The 18375-nt window shown below is 70.0% G+C and carries 16 protein-coding genes and 1 pseudogene; 3 read left to right on the top strand and 14 right to left on the bottom strand.

Annotated elements, in window-relative coordinates; all coding sequences use genetic code 11:
* Nucleotides 1-102 precede the first annotated feature (102 nt).
* The 3 genes from ABZY11_RS24555 to ABZY11_RS24545 all read right to left on the bottom strand — a co-directional run bounded on the left by ABZY11_RS24555 (nt 103) and on the right by ABZY11_RS24545 (nt 3537).
* The gene (locus ABZY11_RS24555) at nt 103-705 is read right to left on the bottom strand and encodes a reverse transcriptase domain-containing protein (protein ID WP_356481216.1); all 603 of its coding nucleotides are present in this window, start codon (nt 703-705) and stop codon (nt 103-105) included.
* Nucleotides 706-1427: 722 nt separating this feature from the next.
* Nucleotides 1428-2408, bottom strand: a complete 981-nt coding sequence (locus ABZY11_RS24550) for an alpha/beta hydrolase (protein WP_356481215.1) — start codon at nt 2406-2408, stop codon at nt 1428-1430.
* Between the two features lie 61 nt (nt 2409-2469).
* Nucleotides 2470-3537 carry an alcohol dehydrogenase catalytic domain-containing protein gene (locus ABZY11_RS24545; protein ID WP_356481214.1) on the bottom strand — a complete coding sequence of 356 codons (1068 nt, stop codon included), beginning with the start codon at nt 3535-3537 and terminating at the stop codon, nt 2470-2472.
* A 120-nt stretch (nt 3538-3657) separates the two neighbouring features.
* Between ABZY11_RS24545 and ABZY11_RS24540 the strand changes: the two genes are divergently transcribed.
* Nucleotides 3658-4284 (top strand): CGNR zinc finger domain-containing protein, encoded by a 627-nt coding sequence (locus ABZY11_RS24540; RefSeq protein ID WP_356481213.1) that lies wholly within the window; start codon nt 3658-3660, stop codon nt 4282-4284.
* A gap of 80 nt (nt 4285-4364) precedes the next feature.
* On the opposite strand, the gene ABZY11_RS24535 is transcribed toward ABZY11_RS24540, so the two are convergent.
* The 9 genes from ABZY11_RS24535 to ABZY11_RS24495 form a co-directional block, all read right to left on the bottom strand.
* Nucleotides 4365-5063 carry a hypothetical protein gene (locus ABZY11_RS24535; protein WP_356481212.1) on the bottom strand — a complete coding sequence of 233 codons (699 nt, stop codon included), beginning with the start codon at nt 5061-5063 and terminating at the stop codon, nt 4365-4367.
* Nucleotides 5064-5531: 468 nt separating this feature from the next.
* Complete coding sequence (locus ABZY11_RS24530) at nt 5532-5789, bottom strand: hypothetical protein (protein WP_356481211.1); 258 nt, start codon at nt 5787-5789, stop codon at nt 5532-5534.
* An 857-nt stretch (nt 5790-6646) separates the two neighbouring features.
* Nucleotides 6647-8311: an ABC transporter ATP-binding protein gene (locus tag ABZY11_RS24525; RefSeq protein WP_356481210.1), complete on the bottom strand. Its 1665-nt coding sequence runs from the start codon at nt 8309-8311 to the stop codon at nt 6647-6649.
* Nucleotides 8308-9510 carry a serine hydrolase domain-containing protein gene (locus ABZY11_RS24520; protein WP_356481209.1) on the bottom strand — a complete coding sequence of 401 codons (1203 nt, stop codon included), beginning with the start codon at nt 9508-9510 and terminating at the stop codon, nt 8308-8310. The genes ABZY11_RS24525 and ABZY11_RS24520 overlap by 4 nt, the downstream gene beginning before the upstream one ends.
* Complete coding sequence (locus ABZY11_RS24515; protein ID WP_356481208.1) at nt 9507-10688, bottom strand: anhydro-N-acetylmuramic acid kinase; 1182 nt, start codon at nt 10686-10688, stop codon at nt 9507-9509. The genes ABZY11_RS24520 and ABZY11_RS24515 overlap by 4 nt, the downstream gene beginning before the upstream one ends.
* Nucleotides 10688-11608, bottom strand: a complete 921-nt coding sequence (gene murQ, locus ABZY11_RS24510) for an N-acetylmuramic acid 6-phosphate etherase (protein ID WP_356481207.1) — start codon at nt 11606-11608, stop codon at nt 10688-10690. The genes ABZY11_RS24515 and murQ overlap by 1 nt, the downstream gene beginning before the upstream one ends.
* The gene (locus tag ABZY11_RS24505; RefSeq protein ID WP_356481206.1) at nt 11605-12492 is read right to left on the bottom strand and encodes an ABC transporter permease; all 888 of its coding nucleotides are present in this window, start codon (nt 12490-12492) and stop codon (nt 11605-11607) included. The genes murQ and ABZY11_RS24505 overlap by 4 nt, the downstream gene beginning before the upstream one ends.
* Complete coding sequence (locus ABZY11_RS24500; RefSeq protein WP_356481205.1) at nt 12489-13466, bottom strand: ABC transporter permease; 978 nt, start codon at nt 13464-13466, stop codon at nt 12489-12491. The genes ABZY11_RS24505 and ABZY11_RS24500 overlap by 4 nt, the downstream gene beginning before the upstream one ends.
* Nucleotides 13466-15010, bottom strand: a complete 1545-nt coding sequence (locus tag ABZY11_RS24495) for an ABC transporter substrate-binding protein (RefSeq protein ID WP_356481204.1) — start codon at nt 15008-15010, stop codon at nt 13466-13468. Before ABZY11_RS24495 ends, ABZY11_RS24500 begins: the two co-directional genes overlap by 1 nt.
* A 246-nt stretch (nt 15011-15256) precedes the next feature.
* Here ABZY11_RS24495 and ABZY11_RS24490 point away from each other — a divergent pair, with 246 nt between their 5' ends.
* On the top strand, nt 15257-16123 hold the full coding sequence (locus tag ABZY11_RS24490; RefSeq protein WP_356481203.1) for a MurR/RpiR family transcriptional regulator: 867 nt from the start codon (nt 15257-15259) through the stop codon (nt 16121-16123).
* Nucleotides 16124-16466: 343 nt separating this feature from the next.
* Here the strand turns inward: ABZY11_RS24490 and ABZY11_RS24485 are convergent.
* Nucleotides 16467-16625: pseudogene (locus ABZY11_RS24485) on the bottom strand (IS481 family transposase); the annotation flags it as partial.
* Nucleotides 16626-16947: 322 nt separating this feature from the next.
* On the opposite strand from ABZY11_RS24485, the gene ABZY11_RS24480 reads away from it, so the two are divergent.
* Nucleotides 16948-17742 carry an IS5 family transposase gene (locus ABZY11_RS24480; protein WP_356481202.1) on the top strand — a complete coding sequence of 265 codons (795 nt, stop codon included), beginning with the start codon at nt 16948-16950 and terminating at the stop codon, nt 17740-17742.
* Here the strand turns inward: ABZY11_RS24480 and ABZY11_RS24475 are convergent.
* Nucleotides 17690-18229 carry a hypothetical protein gene (locus ABZY11_RS24475; protein ID WP_356481201.1) on the bottom strand — a complete coding sequence of 180 codons (540 nt, stop codon included), beginning with the start codon at nt 18227-18229 and terminating at the stop codon, nt 17690-17692. The two genes, ABZY11_RS24480 and ABZY11_RS24475, sit on opposite strands and share 53 nt — an antisense overlap.
* Between the last annotated feature and the right edge of the window lie 146 nt (nt 18230-18375).

Below are 18375 nucleotides of genomic sequence, written 5' to 3'. Positions count from 1 at the left end.
GTAAAACGCATCCACGTCCACGCCTACAGAAAGAAACAGCCCACCGAAACCACCATCCACCACCCCGACCCACCCCACATCAAAATCCTCGCCGTCTCTTAACTAAGCGGCATTGCCCTGCGGGGTACCGCGGTCTCGGATCTGCAACGAGCCATCGGGCAGCATCAAGGGCGCTTCCAGCCACCGCTTGACATAAAGAACCGCCCACGGCAGATCAGTGTTCGCCTCGACGGCTTTGATGACCAGGTCCCACGGCACGCTGTCGAAGAACTTCCGGATGTCCAGATCGATCACCCAGTCCGTCTTCCAGCACTGCTGTCGGCAGGCCGTCACCGCGTCGAGCGCGGAGCGCTTGGGTCGGTAGCCGTAGGAGTCGGGATGGAAGATCGGTTCGACCTTCGCTTCCAGCTCCTGGGCCACGACCGTCTGCGCGATCCGATCGGCGACGGATGGCACACCCAGAATCCTGGTGCCGCCGTGCGCCTTCTCGATCTCCACCGCGCGCACCGGTGGCGGGAAGTACGATCCCGACGACATCCGATTCCAGATCTTGAACAGATTGTTCTTGAGATCGGACTCGAACTCCGCGATCGTCTGCCCGTCCACTCCGGGGGCGCCCTTGTTCGCCTTGACCTTCTCCCACGCCTCCCAGACAGCCCGCTTCGAAATCTCGAACGGCTTGCCTGGTGCTTTCAGCTTGTTCACGCGACTCCTCCCGGAGTACTTCCGGTTGATCGAACAAACCAGCCACGGACAACCCGACCCCTTCGCTCCACCCCCGTTACAGGGGCATCACCGCTGCTACGAGCCGGTCCGCCGGCGTGCCCGGCGACGGTACTCAATCCCTCGCGGGGTCACCGCTTGGGACGCTCCCTGTCCCCCGCCCGCATGGGCAGAGCTTGTCCGGGCACGCCTTCTCCTGTTCCGCACGGAAGCCGCAGATCAGGCTCACGTCGTCTACATGCCGGACACCACCTGGCCAATAAGCGGAACTCCCGCCAGGCTTTTCCCGAGATCCGCTTGACACCCCGGTTTTGATGTCATCTGAATCTGTTTCGACACGTCAGCAACGATTCACTTGCTTTCGTCTTCCTGATCCCCACCTGACGCCTCACGGGCGCCTTTTCCTCATCGCTCACCACGACGGTCTTCAGCCAACGCAGCATGAGGTGGTCTGGAGCCTCCCTCCGCAGGGCGACTCCGAAGGGCCAAAACCTTCATCATCCGTGCAGCACCGCATCAAGAACTCGACCTACATCGACTCCCCTTTACGTTCAGGACACACCAAACGCCAGATGTACGGCCGCGCTGGCTTTCATCTCCTCCGCCACCGCATCCTGCTCAACTGATCCACACCGAGGCACGATCAACGGCTACGAAAATCTTGTAAGAGCCATGAATCCTGATAGACCCAGCCGGACGGGGCATCACAGGGTGGACGTGTCCTGGAACCGGCGGGCGAGGTAGCTGAACCAGGATTGCTGGAAGGTGGCCGCGAGCCGCGACTCGGGGGCGAACAGGTCGAAGGCGTGGTAAGCGCCCGGATAGAGGTGCAGCTCGACCGGGACCCCGTGGGCGCGCAGGCGCGCGGCGTAGTCGAGGTCCTCGTCGCGGAAGCAGTCGAGTTCGCCGACCGCGATGAAGGTCGGCGGCAGCACGCTGAGATCCTCCGCGCGGGAAGGCGCCGAGTACGGGGAGACGTCGTCGGTTCCGGTGCGGTCCCCCAGGATCGCCTGCCAGGCCAGGATGTTCGTGGAGCGGTCCCAGATACCTATGTCGGTGATTTCGTGGCTCGACGCGGTCAGGTTGCGGTCGTCCAGCATGGGGTACGTCAGCGACTGGAACAGGGGCGCCGCGCCGCCGCGGTCCCGGACCAGCAGTACGGTGGCCGCCGCGATGCCTCCGCCGCCGCTCTGGCCCGCGATGCCGATCCGGGCGTTGTCCAGACCCAGGGCCTCCGCTTCACGGACGAGCCACTGGTAGGCGGTGAAACCGTCCTCGGCGGCGCCGGGAGAGGGTGTTTCCGGGGCGAGCCGGTAGTCGACCGCGGCGACGGCGCAGCCGAGCCGCGAGCACAACCGCTTGAGCCAGGGATCGTCCTGGGCGGCGAAGCCGAGCACCTGGCCACCGCCGTGGAACCAGAGCATCACCGGCAGCGGTCCCTGCGCGGTCGCGGGCCGCAGCAGGCGGACCGGCACGTCGGGGCCGTCCGCCCGGCTGACGTGGTGCTCCTCCGTGGTGACCGAAGGGTCGTCGGGCTCGCTCTCGGCGATCGACTCGGCCTGCGCGCGGAACGCCGCGCGCGTCGCGGGAATGTCGGTGAGGTCGAACGCGCCGTTGGACGTCATGGGGACGCCGTCGAGTGCCTGGCTCAGTTCCCGGTCCATCAGCAGACGGGAAACGGGCATGATCGTGCCTGCTTTCTTTTCGTGAGGGGGCGCCGCTCCGGGCGGCGCCGGGCGGGACGGCTCAGGCCTGGAACTCGTCGATGACGACCACGCCGGTCGGTCCGTACGTCTCCAGGGACTCCAGCACCCCGCTCGCCTCGTGGAGGCCGACGGTGCGGGTCACGATCCGGCCGGGGTCGAGGCGGCCGGCGGCGATCATGTTCAGCATCGTGCCGAACCGCTGGCCCTGCATGCCGAAGGCGCTCAGGATCTCCAGCTCCTTGACCATCATGACGTCGATCGGCAGCGCGACGTCCCCCTTCTCCGCGGCGGTGGTGTGCCCGAGCTGGAGGTGGCGGCCCCGCGTACGCAGGGACAGGACGGAGTTGCGGCAGGCGGCAGCGATCCCCACGGCGTCGACCGACACGTGGGCGCCGCCCCGGGTGAGGGTCTTCACCGCCTCCGTGGGCTCGTCCTTCGCCGCGTTGATGGTGTGGACCGCGCCCAGGGCCCGCGCGGCCTCCAGCTTCTCGTCCGTGATGTCGATCGCGATGACGTTGGCGCCCGTCGCCGCGGCGATCTCCACCGTCGACAGGCCCATGCCGCCGCCGGCGCCGTACACCGCGACCCATTCACCGCCGCGGACCCGCGCCTGGTCGACGACGCCGTGGAAGGCGGTCATGTAGCGGCAGGCGAGGGCGGCGACGTCCACGAAGCCGACGGACTCCGGTACTTCGACCAGGTTGACATCGGCGAAGCGGACCATGACGTACTCCGCGAAGGCGCCCCAGTAGGACACGCCGGGCACGAGCGAGTCCACGTGGTCGCACACGTGCTGGTTTCCGCTGCGGCACATCTCGCAGGAGCCTTCGCCGGGGTTCATCGGGAAGATGACACGGTCGCCCTCCTTCCACCCCCGCACGTCCCGGCCGACCTCCGCAACGGTGCCGGCGAACTCGTGGCCGAGGACGAACGGGGGCTCGACGCTCGGTCCCCCCGTCCAGAAGTTCCCGGCCCACAGGGCCCAGTCCGTCCGGCAGATCCCGTTCGCCCCGACGCGGATGATCGCCCCGTCCGGCGGGCATTCGGGGTCGGGCACGTCGCGGATGACGAGCGGCTTGTTGAGTTCTTCGATGACTGCGGCGCGCATGGACGCGGCCTCCTCGTGGCTCGTGATGTGACGGAAGAGATCCAAGTCCACCTGTTTAAGTGGTGGACTTGAAAGCTAATTGCTTGCCCGGCGCGATGTCAACCACATAAAATGGTGGACATGAATGACAAGGACGGTCGACGCGAAGGGCGCCAGCGCGCCAAGGCAGACTTCCGCTTCGACGACGCGCGACTGTGCTTCGCCTTCGTCGGCACCCTGGCCGACCGCGGCACGGACACACCCTTCGAACGGCTGGCCCGACCGGAGGACCTCGGCCGCTGGGGCGTGGAGAGCGGCTGCTCCACGGTGGCGCCGGTCTGCACCGAAGCCGACCTGGACCACGCCAGACGACTGCGCGAGGCGATCCAGCGGGCGGGCCGGGCCCTGGCGGACGGAGCCCCGCCCGCCCGCGAGGACATCGCGCTGGTCAACGGCGCGGCCGCCGAGCCCACCTCGGTGCCCGAACTCTCGGCCGACGCGGCCTCCGCGCGCTGGCACGGGGACAGGGCCGCGGCGGTGCTCTCCATGGTCGCGCGGGATCTGATCGAGCTCTGCCGCTCGGAACACCGCACACGCGTCCGCATCTGCGGAAACCCCGCGTGCGGCACACCATTCGTCGACACCTCCCGCGCGGGCGCCCGCCGTTGGTGCTCGATGAAGACCTGCGGTGCCCTCGCCAAGAAGCGCGCCTACCGGGCCAGGACGCAAACACCCGCCGACGGCGAGCAGGCCCGCCCCAAGGGTTGATCACCGAGCCTCGACGCCCCTGCCCGCACCCGGAAGGAAGACTCGGCCGGACGCGAATCCTCTCGGGGCCTCTCTGTCTCTTATCCGTGTACCGGCCGAAACCGGGAGGAAGCACCAATGGTGGTCACTGTTCTCGTGGTGATCGAGGTCCTGCTCGTGGGCGCGTGCAGCCGGCACCTGATGCGGGGCTGCGGGTGGCAGGGGGTCTTACGGTGGGGCGGGGGCCGGGCGGAGCACGGCCGTGCCGGTGGCGGCTCGCGGAGACACCGGCTGCCGCGCGGGTACAGCTGGGACGTAGCGGGGGCTCGGGCCGGAGCGGGTACGACGGGGCGTCTTCGCGGGGCGGACACGCCACCGCTGCGGCCCGGCCGTGGTCCGGCGGCGAGCACGGCACAGATCCGGCGGCGCGGTTCGAGGCAGGCTGTGATCAGATTGCGGTCCCCGTCGTAGGCGCGGCGTTTGTTGTGGTCCTCGGTGAGCAGTCGCAGGTGTCCGTCGAGGAGGAAGTAGGCGCGGGCGTCGCCCGACCAGGCGACCGAGAACAGGCCGCCGGGGACGTGGACGGCGGCGACGGCCGCGGCGGTGGGGAGGTCGTGGTCGAGGTGCCGGGCGGGGTCGGCGGCGTAGCGGTCGTACTCGGCGCGCAGGCCGGCCTCCGCATCCGCGTGTCCGGCGGCTGCGCGGGCCAGGCGGCGGGCGGCGGTGCGGGTCCAGGCACGGACTGTCTGGTTGTCGCCAACGCCGTCGAGCAGGGCGTAGGCACGGGTGCCATCCGGCATCGTGCACACGGCCGTTGCATCGCACTGGACAGCCCGGTCCCCGGGCCGTTGGGCGGTGGCTTAAGGCTTTACGGTCAGGTCCTCGTTCACGTTCTCGTGAGTGCGGTCAGCCTTCCAGAACGCGGGAAGGGCAGAAGGGCTTTCCGCGCGGGCCTGTCCGGCGGGTGGACAGTGCAGCTGGGGTGCAGGGCGGTGAACGGGGCCGGACGGGAGCGGCAGCGCGAAGGAGCGGCGACCGGTACACCAGCGGGCTTCTTACGATCTGGCGGCCTTGAGGGGCCGGCGCGTGGGAGCGGGGCCGGGGCGGCGGTGAGGACGGACTGCGTGCCCGGACACGGGCGTTACAACCCCGGCGGCAGGACACGACGAGCGGACGGCCTGTGCCCAGGAGCCGCGCCTCGGCTCCTGGCCGAGCCGGCGGCGGATGCGGGGCGGGTCCGGCAGGTGTGGACCCGGCCGAGTGACAGCTCAGCGGCCTGGGCCGGGTGGTTTCTCGGCGCCTGGACCGTAGCCGATGGTCTCGCCGGCGTGGTGCCGTTCGTAGAGTTCGTGCAGGCGGGTGAACCGGGCGTGCTCGATCGCGGTATCCAGCAGGCGGGCCCAACGGGTGTCGGAGGCGGCATAGCCCTGGGTGGAGCGGTTGGCCAGGGCCCGGACCGCGGCGTGTTTGAGCTGGAGCCCCAGGGCGATCTCGGCGCCGGGCTCGGTGCCGACCAGCATGGACATCGTCTTGCGGAACTGGTGCGGCGCGATGTGGTCGTCTGGGATCTCCGGCAGTCCGGTGTCCTGGCGGTGTGCAGGTGTGCGTTGACGTGCCGGATGAAGTGGTCGATGAACCTCTGGCTTGGGCTGAAGCGATCGGCGGTCTCGGGCAGGCCGGGGTCGGCGAAGACGAGTTCGGAATGGAGTGCGAGTCCTTCGGCGACCACGATCGCTCGGGCGACCGGGACCACAACCCCAACGGCCCGAGGGCGCGTTTGCCAAGTGGCGGAAACGTCACGGCGGCCCGCCCTCAGGCGGTTCCAGGGTTCCGAGCCGACTTGTTCGAGTCCGGGGCGCATCTCCACCAGGTCGTGCTGGTCGACGAGCCCGGACTGACCGAGGTACTCGGCGACCGTCGACGACCAGGCCTGCGAGAGACTCCTCCTCGGCGTCGGCGAGGTCGCCGCCGTTCTCCAGCTGCCCGACCTGGTCGGCTCCGCGGCCGGACAGCTCACCTCCGCACTCGTGACGGCCCTGCGCGAGCGCCAGGAACGCGCCCAGGCCCTGGCCGACACCGCACGGACTGCGGCCCTGCTGGAAGCAACCCCGGACCTGGAGGCGCTGCGGGCGCACGACGCTGGCCCGCCCCGACCTCATCCCGCACTCTCCCGCGCCCGAGCACTGGGCCAAGGAATCACTGCTGACCGCCAAGGACAACATCGAAGCGGTTATCAAGGCCAAGGCCATGATGTGCGCGTACGGGCCGGCCGGCTGGGCGTCGGCGCCGTCAGTCTCCACGACAGCCCCTCTTCCTGGAGCCAGGGCAGCAGCCCCGTCCGATGCTGCTGGTCGGCGAGTTGCGGCCAGGACGCGGGGTGCGGTCATGCGTCCATGCTCTTTCCGGGGATGGCGTCGATGAGTTCGCGGGTGTACGGGTGGGTGGGGCGGTCGAAGATGGCTTCCGGGGTGCCTTCCTCGACGACACGGCCCTTGCGCATCACCAGGACGTGGTGGGAGACGAGGCGGACCACGTCGAGGTCGTGGCTGATGAACAGGTAGCCGAGGCCCAGTTCGCGCTGGAGGTCGACCATCAGGTCCAGGATCTGCTCCTGTACAAGCACGTCCAGCGCGGAGACCGCCTCGTCCATGACGATCAGGCGGGGCTTGAGCGCGAGGGCGCGGGCGATGGCGACGCGCTGACGCTGGCCGCCGGAGAGTTCGTGGGGGTAGCGGTCGGCCGCGGAGGCGGGCAGGGCGACCTGGTCGAGGAGTTCGACCACCCGTGCCCGGTGGTCGGCGCGGCGGTCGCCGATGCCGTGCACGCGCAGCGGTTCGGCAACGATCCGCTCGATGGTGTGGCGGGGGTCGAGCGAGGCGTAGGGGTTCTGGAAGACCGGCTGGACGGCGCTGCGGAAGGGCAGCAGGCCGCGGCCCTTGAGGCGGGTGATGTCCGAGCCGTCGAAGCGGGCCTCGCCGGTGTCGGACTCCTCCAGGCGCAGCGCGATGCGGGCGGTGGTGGACTTGCCGGATCCGGACTCGCCGACGATGGCCACGGTGCGCCCGGCCTGAACACTGAGGCTGACGCCGTCCACGGCGCGCAAGGGCTCGCGTCGGCCGCGGAGCCTGAACTCCTTGGTGATGTCGCGCAGTTCCAGCACCGGCGGGAGGTCTTGGCGGTCCGGGTCGGCGGGCACCGGCTCGATCTTGGGACGGGCCATGCCGGGGGCCGCCGCAAGGAGCCGCTTGGTGTAGGGGTCCTGCGGGTCGGCGATGACGGTCGTGGACGGTCCGCTCTCGACGAGGCGGCCGTTGTGCATGACGACGATGCGGTCGGCACGCTCGGCGGCCATGGCCAGGTCGTGGGTGATGAGGAGGACGGCGGTGCCGAGTTCGCGGGTCAGAGCGGCCATCTGGTCGAGCACGACGCGCTGCACGGTGACGTCGAGGGCTGAGGTGGGTTCGTCGGCGATGAGGACGTCGGGGCGGCAGGCGAGGGCCATGGCGATGAGCACGCGCTGGCGCATGCCGCCGGAGAACTCGTGCGGGTACTGCTTGAAGCGGGCCGCGGCATCGGTGATGCCGACCCTTTCGAGGAGCTGGGTGGCCTCCTTGCGGGCGGCCTCGCCCTGGGCACGGCCGTGCACTTCGAGTGCCTCGACGATCTGCGCGCCGACGCTGACGACCGGGTTGAGGTTGGTCATCGGGTCCTGCGGCACCATGCCCACGCGGGCTCCGCGCATCTGCCGCATGGTCCGGTCGGAGGCTGCGGTGATGTCGAAGTCTTCCAGGTGGATGGTGCCGCCCGCGATCCGTCCGTTCTCCGCCAGCAGCCGGTTGACGCAGGCGGCCAGGGTGGACTTGCCCGACCCGGAGGCGCCGACCACGGCGACGGTCTCGCCTGCCGCGAGGTCGAGGTTGACTCCTTCGACGGCGGTGAAGTCCCCGCCCGCGGTGCGGAAGACCACGGAAAGGTCGCGGATGCGGAGCTTGGGGTTGGTGCCTGCGGTGTCGGTGCCCGCGGTCCGGGCTGCCTGGGTGGCTTTCATGGTGACTCCTGAGCCTGCGGGGTGGTGCCGAAGCCGGCGGACCGGGACGGTGCGGGGAGCGCGGCCTCCAGGTCGAGGGCCTGGACGATGCCCTGGCGGGCGTCGTGGGCCAGGTCCGTGACGGAGAGGAGGTCGGCGCGGGCGCCGGTGGCGCCGTGCAGCCGGGTGGCGGCCATCGCGACGACCAGGGGGCGGTCGGTCGCGGCGGAGAGGTGGGTGCCGGTGAACCCGTCGTGGCCGATCATGGGGACTGGGCCGTTCGGGGTGGTCAGTTCGAACCGGCGGAAGCCCAGGCCCTGGGAGGGTTCGTCGGGCGAGGCGGCAGCGGTGAACCGGGCCCGTACGGCGGCCGGCACGAACTCCTCGTCCCGGGCGAGCGCGGCCCCCAGCCGGAGCATTTCCTCGACCGGGGCGAAGAGCCCGGCGTGGCCGGCCGCGCCGCCGAGGACGTGGTGGGCGTTGCCGTCGGCAGCGTGGCCACGGACGGCCGTGGTGCGCCAGCCGGTGAAGTCGGCCGGGGCGAAGGGCACGGGATAGGGGACGCCGTCGGCGATCATGGCGTACTCGATCTGGTCGCCGTCGGCGCAGACCACCGCCCGGGCGGGATCGACGGGCCCGTAGCCGGTGCGGGTCAGGCCGAGCGGCGCGGCGACCCACTTTTGGTAGGCCTCGGCGATACCGGTCCCGGTGATGCGCTCGATGAGGCGGCCCAGGAGCTGGAAGCCGACGTCGGAGTAGACGCGCCGCTCGCCTCGGGGGTGGCGCAGCGGCAGGCCCTCGGCGAGGTCGAGGGCCTGCTCACGGTTGGTGGTGGCGCAGTACAGCGGCCACCATGGGGTGAGGCCTGCGCGATGGGCGAGCAGGTCGGCGGCCGTGACGAAGTCTTTGCCGCCGCCCCGGAATCCGGTGAGGTGGCGGTGGACGGGCGCGTCGAGGTCGAGCAGCCCGGCTGCCGTCAGTCGCATGGCCAGGGCGGTGGTGCCCGCGATCTTGCTGACCGAGGCCAGGTCGAAGACGGCCGAGGTGGTCAGGTGCTCGCCGGGAGCGGTCCCGGTGGGGAGCGCAGCCCACCCGGCGGCGGCCAGGACGGTATCGGTGGCGGGGGTGAGCACGCCGAGGCATACCCCGGCGGGCGGGCCCTCGCCCGCACCGCCGCCGCGGCGGATCCCCTCGGCGAGGGAAGTGAGGTGCTGCCTCATGTGCCGGCCCCTTCCAGGACCAGGATGCGGGGCCGTACCGCCGGGGTGGCCGGGAGGGCCAGGGGCGCGGTGCCGGGCGTGAGGCGGCCCAGGACGCGTTCGGCGTCGGCGCCGGTGCAGCTGGGGACGTTGCCGGGCAGGCCGTGCAGCGTCTTCCAGCCGAGCAGCGCGAAGGCGATGGCCTCCTTGGCGTCGGAGGGGGCGGCGAGGGCGTCCGTGGTGTGGACGCGGACCTGCGGCAGCCGGTCTGTGATGCCTTTGAGGAGGACCGGGTTGCGCACTCCCCCGCCGGACGCGTAGAGAACGTCGAGCTTGGCCTCCTCGACCGTGCGGGCGACCGTCTCGACGGTCAGCGCGGTGAGGGTGGCGACCAGGTCGTTCAGGGCGGGGCGGGCGCCGATGCGGCGCAGCACCTCGTCGACGTACCCGGCGTGGAAGATCTCCTTGCCGGAGCTCTTGGGGGGCGCGAGGTCGTAGTACGGCTCGTCGAGCAGGGCCGCGAGGAGGGGGTGGTCGATCCGGCCGGAGGCGGCGAGGAGGCCGTCGCGGTCGAAGCTGTCGGGGTGCGCGGGGTCGGCCGCGACGGCCGCGTCGATGAGGGCGTTGGCCGGGCCGATGTCCCAGGCGACGGGCTCGGCGCCGGGTGCGAGCACCGTGATGTTGGAGATGCCGCCGAGGTTCAGGGCGCCGGCGGTCAGGCCGCGCTCGGTCCCGGCGGCCAGGAGCATACGGTCGAGGACCGGGACCAGGGGGGCGCCCTGGCCGCCGGCGGCGATGTCGGCGCTGCGCAGGTCGGAGACGACCGGCAGCCCGGTGGCCTCGGCGATCCAGGCGGGCTGTCCCAGCTGGAGGGTGCCCAGCGCGGTGGTGCCTTCCACCCAGTGGTAGACGGTCTGGCCGTGGGTGCACACCACGTCGGCGGGGGCTGCGGCGAGCGCCGTGCGGGCGGCGTCGGCGAAGGCCTGGCCGATCCGGGTGTCCAGGGCGCAGATGTCGGCCGCGGTCACCCGGCCGGGGGGCAGAGCGTCGACGAGGTCGGCGCGGAGCTGCTCCGAGTAGGGCACGGTGTCGTGGTGGGTGACGGTTCCGTGCAGGGTGGTGCCGTCCTGCTGGAAGTCCACGACGGCCACGTCGATGCCGTCGTGGGAGGTGCCGGAGATCATGCCCAGTACACGCATCAGTGGTCCTCCAGGATGGCGCCGAGCCGGCCGGCGGCGGCGGTCAGCGCTGCGTTCGCGGTGCCCAGGTCGCAGTCGAGGGCGATCATGGCGATGGCGGTCTTCGCCCTCCAGCCGGCCTCGGCCAGGGCCTGGTGGGCGGTGTCTTCGTCGGTGCCGGTGGCGGTGACGACGATCCGGACTGCGCGGTGGCGCAGCTTCTCGTTGGTGGCCTGTACGTCGACCATGAGGCTGCCGTAGGTCTTGCCGAGGCGGACCATGGCGAGCGTGGAGATCATGTTGAGCACCATCTTGGTGGCGGTGCCCGCGCGCAGCCGGGTGGACCCGCGCACGATCTCCTGGCCGATGACGACCTCCAGCGGGTGTTCCACGACTCCGGAGAGCGGGGCGTCTGCGTTGCAGGACAGGCCCACGGTCAGGCAGCCGTGCTCGGCGGCTCGTTCGACGGCTCCCAGGACGTAGGGCGTACGGCCGCTGGAGGCGATGCCGACGACGGTGTCGAGGGGGCCGACGCCGAGGGCGTCGATGTCGGCGCGGCCCTGTTCGGCGTTGTCCTCGGCCGCTTCGACGGCGTCGGTGATGGCGCGCGAGCCGCCCGCGATGACGCCGACGACCCGGCCGGGGGGCATGCCGAAGGTGGGCGGGATCTCGGAGGCGTCGAGGACACCGAGGCGCCCGGAGGTGCCCGCGCCGACGTAGATGAGGCGTCCTCCTCCGGCCATGCGGGGGCAGGCCGCGTCGATGACGGCCGTGATGGCGGCGGACTGCCCGCGCACGGCTCCCGCTATCTCCGCGTCGCCGTCGTTCATCAGGTGGACGAGGTCGCTGGTGGGAAGGGCGTCGAGCATGACGCCGATGCCGTCCATGCGCTCGGTGAGCAGGGAGTCGAGGGTGGTGGTAGCCGGTTCGGTGGGACTCATCGGCGGTCTCCGGAGCGGGGGTCGAGGACGTCACGGAGGCCGGCGCTGAGCATGTTGAGGCCGAGGACGATGACGACCATGGCGAGACCGGGCCCGGCCAGGAGCCAGGGCGCGATGCTGCTCAGCGCACGGGCGTCGTAGACCATGACTCCCAGTGACGCTGCGGGGGGCGGGGTGCCGAAACCGAGGAAGCTCAGCGCTGCTTCGGTGAGGATCGCCCAGGACATGGTGAGGGCCACCTGGACGAGGATGATGCTCCGGATGTTCGGCAGGATGTGCTGGAAGAGGGTGGCCATCCTGCGCTGTCCGAGGGCCGCGGCGGCGGTCACGTAGTCGGCGGAGCGCAGGGTGAGCACCGGGCCGCGGGCGACGCGGATGAAGATCGGCAGGTAGACCACGGCGATGGCCAGGGACACGGTCTGCCAGCTCCGGTCGAGCGTGGCGGCCAGGGCGAGCGCCAGGAGCAGCGACGGGAAGGCGAACAGGATGTTCGTCACCACGCCGATGATCCGGTCGGCCGCCCCGCCGAAGAAGCCGGCGAGGACGCCGAGCATGATGCCGAGGACGCCGGAGATGGCGACCGAGACGCTCGCGACCAGCAGCGAGCTGCCCAGGCCTGAGGCGACACGGGCGAACACGTCGCGCCCGAACTGGTCGGTGCCGAGCCAGTGGGAGCCGTTGGGGCTCTGGAGGGCCGCGGCGACGTCCTGGGTGGCCGGGTCGTAGGGGAGCAGGCCGAGCGCGCCCGCGCCGGCGGTGAGCAGCACGATCAGGGTGAGGGCGCCGCCGATCAGGCTGGACCGGTTGTGCAGCAGCGCTTTGAACACGTGCTCGCGCTTGGCCGTCTCCTCAACGGGGGCGGGAGCGAGCGTGGTCGTCGTCATCGCGACCACACCCTGGGGTCGACCAGCCGGTAGACGAGGTCGGTCAGCAGGTTGACCAGCACGAACAGAACGGCGATGACCAGCACCGTGCTCTGTACCACGGAGTACTCCTTCTGTCCCATGCCGATGAGGACCTGGCGGCCGATCCCCGGCAGGGAGAAGATCTGTTCCACGACGACGGCTCCGCCCAGCAGGAACCCGAACTGGAGGCCGCTCATCGTCACGATGGGGATCAGGGCGTTGCGCAGCACGTGCCGGGTCTGGAGCAGGCGTTCGGGTACGCCTTTGGCTCGTGCGGTGCGGATGAAGTCCTCGCCGCGGATGTCGAGGATCGCGGTCCGGGTGGTCTGCATGATCGGCGAGGCGATGCTCACCCCCAGGACCAGGGCCGGCAGCAGCATCTGCTGGAGGTTGAGCAGCGGGTCCTCGGCGAGCCGCGCGTAGTTCAGTCCGTTGGGGTTCCAGCCGAAGCTGTTGGCCAGCACGGTGGCCAGCACCGTACTGGTGAGGAACACCGGCGCGGACAGCGACAGCAGGCTGAGGGTCTGCGCGGTGGTGTCGCGCAGGGCGCCGGGACGGGAGGCGGCGAGGAGGCCGGCGGGCACGCCGATCAGGAGGGCCAGCAGGATCGCCAGGACGGCCAGCTCCGCGGTGACGGGCAGGGCCTGCGACGTCAGGTCCGCGACGCTCTGTCCCGCGTTCGAGGAGACACCGAGGTTGCCGGTGAGGACACCGCCGAGCCACGAGAAGAACTGTTCCACCAGGGGCTTGTCCACCCCGTAGTAGGCCTGCAGCTGGGCGATCTGTTCCGGGGTGAGCTCGCCGGCGTCGATACCGTAGGAGGCGGTGATCTGGTCACCAGGCAGCACGCGCAGCAGGACGAACGTCAGGACCGAGACGCCCAGCAGGGTCAGGACGGCCTCCCCGACCCTGCGCAGGACGGGGTGGCCGGCGAGATAGGACAAGGTCCGCATCAGGAAACCTTCGTCTTCCAAAGGCTCTGGAGGCCGGCGTCGGTGATCGCTTCGAAGCCGGTCACCCGGGTGTTCGTGGCGATGTAGCTGCGGCCGCTGTAGAGCCAGATCCAGACCGCGTTGTCCTCCAGCTCCTTGGCGATCTTGCCGTAGATCTCCTTGCGTGCGGCGACGTCGGAGGTCTCGATGCCCTGGGCGAACAGCTTGTCGAGGCTGGCGGAACGGTAGCCGGCCAGCTTGTTGAAGTTGCCGTCCGAGGTGAAGTAGCGGGTGTACGAGGTGGCCGGGTCGCTGCCGGCGCCGTTGAGGGCGATGGCGGCGTCGAAGTCGCCGGCCAGCCAGCGGTCGACGTAGGCACTGGAGTCCAGGCTCTCGATCTTCATCGTGATGCCGGCCTCAGCGAGCTGGGCCTGGATGTTCTGGGCCTCGTCGGCGGCGCTGGAGTACAGGCCCTGCGGGACGATCGCGGTGAAGGACACCTTGGACTTGCCGGCTGCGGAGAGGTGCTTCTTGGCGGCGGCGAGGTCATGGTCGGGGCAGGGACGGGCGTCCGGCGCGGAGGCGTAGGCGGGGGAGGTGATCGGGCCGACGACCTCGCCCTGGCCGAGGGCAGCGGTCTTGACGACCTGCTCCCGGTCGATGGCGCACTGCACGGCGAGACGCACGTCGGTGTCCTTGAAGACGGCGGCGTCGGCGCGCAGTTGGAGCGCGTGGTAGTCGAGCTGGTCGACATCGGTGACCTTCACCGAGCTGGACGTGGCCGTCTTGGCGGTGACGGAGTCGTCGAAGATCGCCATGTCGACGGTTCCGGAGCGCAGCGCGGAGGCCATGGCGCTTTTGTCTTCGATGATGCGGAACTCAAGGGTGCTCAGCCCGGGGCGCCCGCGGAAGTAGGTGTCGCTGCGCTCAAGCACGACCGACTGGTTGGCGGTGCGGCTCTTGAAAGCGTACGGGCCGGTGCCGACGGGCTTGGTCTTGAGGGCGCTCAGCGGCTTGTCCGACGGCAGGATCGAGCTGTTCACACCGCTCAGGGCGGACAGGATCGAGGAGTTGGGCTTGCTCAACTTGATGACGACGTGGCCGGCGTCCGGCGCGGTGACGGTCTTGATGTCCGCCAGGGAGGTACGCGCGACCGCCTTGGTGGCCGGGTCGAGGATCTTTTCGAGGCTGTACTTGACGTCCGCGGAATCCAGCGCCGATCCGTCCGAGAAGGTCACGTTCGGCTTCAGCGTGAAGGTATAGGTGAGTCCGTCGTCGGAGACCTCGGGCAGGTCGGCCAGGCCAGCGGCCGGCGCGAGGTGAGAGTCCTCGTCCAGCAGAGAGCTGTAGACCTGCCCAAGAACCTGGTTGGACTGCACGGCAGTTGCCGTCCACGGCAGCAGTTGGGTGGGGTCCGCGCTGACGCCGAACACCAGCGCCTCGCCGTTGGGGCTGGCACCGGTTCCGCTGGCGCCACCCGAACATGCGGTCGTCGTCATGAGGACCGTCGCTGCGATGCCGCCGGCCAGCACGAACTTGGCAACCGGGGCGTGTGATCTGGGCATTGCTCTCCTCTTGCAGATCCGCGGCATCACGTGACTTCTGCGACGCCGGATACTGCCGAGCAGCATATTCACAAAAATTTCCATGCCAAGTGCCCAGCGTGTAACTTTTTCTCATGACGCTCTTTGCCCAGGCCAGAGCATGGGAGAGTGTGGGCCTCAGGCACAGGAGTGCGCCGTGACGGCCACCCCGCCGGGGAGTCGGCAGCGCCGACGCGCCTGTGCCGATCAGACACCAGAGGAGTCACCATGACTGCCGATGTCCTGGAGAGACTGCGTCAGGCACTCCCCGGCCTGCGACCGGCCGAACGCCGCATCGCCGAGCTCGCCCTCGCTACACCTGCGGAAGCGTCGGAGATGACCATCACCGCGCTCGCCGAACAGTGCGGCACGTCAGCAGCCAGCGTCACCCGGCTCTACCGAGCACTGGACCTACCGGGCTACCCGGCCTTCCGCATCGCGCTCGCCCGCGCAGCCGCCGACGAGCAACGCAGACGGCTCAGCTTCGGTGTCGAGGATGCCGAGATCAACCCTGAGGACGACGCCCTCGCCGTGGCACGCAAACTGGCATACCACGAAGCTCGCGCCATCGAAGGTACCGCCGAGGCACTGGACGTCGTGGAGTTGGACCGCGTCGTGGAAGCGATCACCCAGTCGCCCGTCGTCGACATCTACGGATCGGGATCGAGCAGCCTGGCCGGTCAGGATCTGCAGCAGAAGCTGCGCAGGATCGGCCGCCTGACCAACTGCTGGGTCGACCCGCACCTCGCCATCACCAGCGCAGCTGTGCTGCCCCCAGCCAGTGTCGCCATCGCCTTCTCCCACTCCGGCCGTACCAGCGAGACGATCGCCGCGCTGAGGACTGCAGCGAATGCGGGCGCGCACACCGTCGCGATCACGAACTTCCAGGACACTCCTCTGGCGCGGCACGCAAGCTCTGTGCTGACCACCGTGTCCCGCGAGACACGGTTCCGCCCCGGCGCCATGGCCAGCAGGATGGTCCAACTTGCCTTGGTTGACATCCTGTTCATCCGGGTCGCCCAGCGCAGTCCCGAAGCGGTCAACCTTTCCCTGACCGCCACCTACGACGCAGTTGCCGCACGGCACGACCGCTGACGCCTGTCCGCCGCTGCCGCCGGACCTCACCCCGACGAGAACGCCCCGCCCCCCGCGCGGCCAGTGCGCCCCCGGCCCGCCCTGAACTCTGGTCCTGTGTAGGGAACTACTGATGAACACCGCCGACAGGGCAGCCCTACTGTCCCGGGACCGCAACCGCGCCATCCTCAAGGCGGTGCCCAGCGCCTGATCGGTGAGGAGCAGCCCTCTGTCGGGCTGCCGGCCTGGACGGTCCGACCAGCACCGCGCACGAACTCCAGGAGGCCTTCACCATTCCTGGCGTGTCGGTATTGCACACCTGCGTGGTAAAGGCGGTTGTGCCCGTGCTTCAGCACCTCTCGTTCTCGCTGCAGGCGAGGCGGGAGTGGTCGTCGACGGCGTTGTGGAGGTAGCTGTAGCCGGCACCGGAGCGGGTCTTCCGGCCTGTCTGGCGGCCGAGTGTCTCGTGCCCACCGCCGTCGGGGATGTTGCCGAGCTTCTTGATGTCGAGGTGCACGAGTTCGGAACCTGTCAAATCTGGTGAGACACGTCAGGGTCTATCAGGATTTTCATGAGAAGCCGTATCTCAACCGATCTTGGAACGTGCGGTTCGAACTGGGTTCCTGGTCGGGTGATCTTCCGGTCGTACGCGCATGAAGGCAGGGCCTCCTGGTAGCTCGGGGGTGCGACCCCATTCCGAGCGGAGCCCGGAGGCCCTGTTGTCGTTGTTGTACGCGCCCGCGCCCGTTGACTTCAACTCGCCCGCCGTTTCGTGCGATTGCCTCGCGCACGTGTACGGCAACGCGGCCGATCATCCCGATCGGGTGCGCCGGTATCCGTCGGACATGACGGACGCGGAGTGGACGGCCGTGCGGCCGTTGCTGCCGGTGCCGGCCTGGCTCCAGGGCCGAGGCGGGCAGCCGGAAGGCTACTGCCACCGTCAGATGCCGGACGCGATCCGCTACCTGGTCGCGGGCGGGATCTCCTGGCGGGCGATGCCCGCGGACTTCCCCGGCTGGGGCCGGGTCTACGCCTTCTTCCGCCGCTGGCGCGAGCACGGGCTGATCAACGAGTTCCACGACCGGCTGCGCGGGAAGGTCCGTGAAAGCGAAGGCCGCGAGGCCGAGCCCACGGCGGGAATCATCGACGCCCAGTCGGTGCGGGCCGCAGCGACAGTGCCGGCCGACTCACGAGGTTACGACGGCGGAAAGAAGGTGCCGGGCCGTAAACGGCACATCGTGACCGACACGCTCGGCCTGCTCCTGGTCGTCGCGGTCACCGCCGCGAACATCGGCGACCGGGACGCCGCGGCGGGACTGCAGGCCCGGCTCCGTCGCCTGCACCGCGACATCACCCTCGTCTGGGCCGACGGCGGCTACACCGGCGGCCTCGTCGACTGGTGCCGGGACAAACTCGCCCTGACCTTGGAGATCGTCAAGCGCACTGACGACATGACGGGGTTCGTGGTGCTCCCCAGACGCTGGGTGGCAGAGCGCACGTTCGCGTGGTTGATGAACTCCCGCCGTCCGGCCCGGGACTACGAGACGTTGTCGGCCAGCAGCGAGGCGGTGATCCGGTGGTCGATGGTCACACGGATGAGTCGGCGTCTGGCACGGCCGCGGACCGCCGGCCGACACTGAACATCCCCGACGCTTCCAGGAGGAGCCACCCGCGTTCCGCCAGGCGCCTGGCCTTCGAGCGCACCCCCTCGACCTTCGCCGGCGTCGTCCCAAGGCCCAGCTCCGCCGCGATCTCCTTGGCCTTCACTGGTCCCTCGCCCGCGGACCGCCGCTTCTCCAACACACCCATAATCCGCTGGTAGTCGGGCGCGAGCACGGTCACCGGCAGCCCGTCCCGCCAGGGCGGCACCACCGACCCCGGCACCGGCGAGGGCACCGTTTCCCGCTCCGGCTCGGTCACGGCAGTCGTCTCGGCGGCGGACACGGCCAGGGCCTCGACCAGCTCCTCCCGCGCGATCACCCGCCGGTCCAGCTCGATCTCCGCGGCCTCCAGCACCTCAGCCAACCGCGCGGCTTCCTCCCGCAGCCCCTCCACCCGCACCCGGGCAACCGCCTCCCGCTCCTCCAGCATTCCCAGCACCGACGCCACCGCGCACCCCTCGGTCATGAAGCGGACACAAGACGCCGCATGCCTCCCTCACTCCGAGCGAAACCATGCCTGACCAGCAGAAATCAAGGGATCACGTTCGGTTGAGATACAGCTTCTGACGCCTGTCCGTCCGCAAGGGCAGGAGCCCTCGCGGTACCTTCGCC

The organism is Streptomyces sp. NPDC006510, assembly GCF_040611955.1.
Taxonomy (GTDB): domain Bacteria; phylum Actinomycetota; class Actinomycetes; order Streptomycetales; family Streptomycetaceae; genus Streptomyces.
Note: the sequence above shows the minus strand (reverse complement) of the source record. Positions and strands in the feature narration are given on the sequence as shown.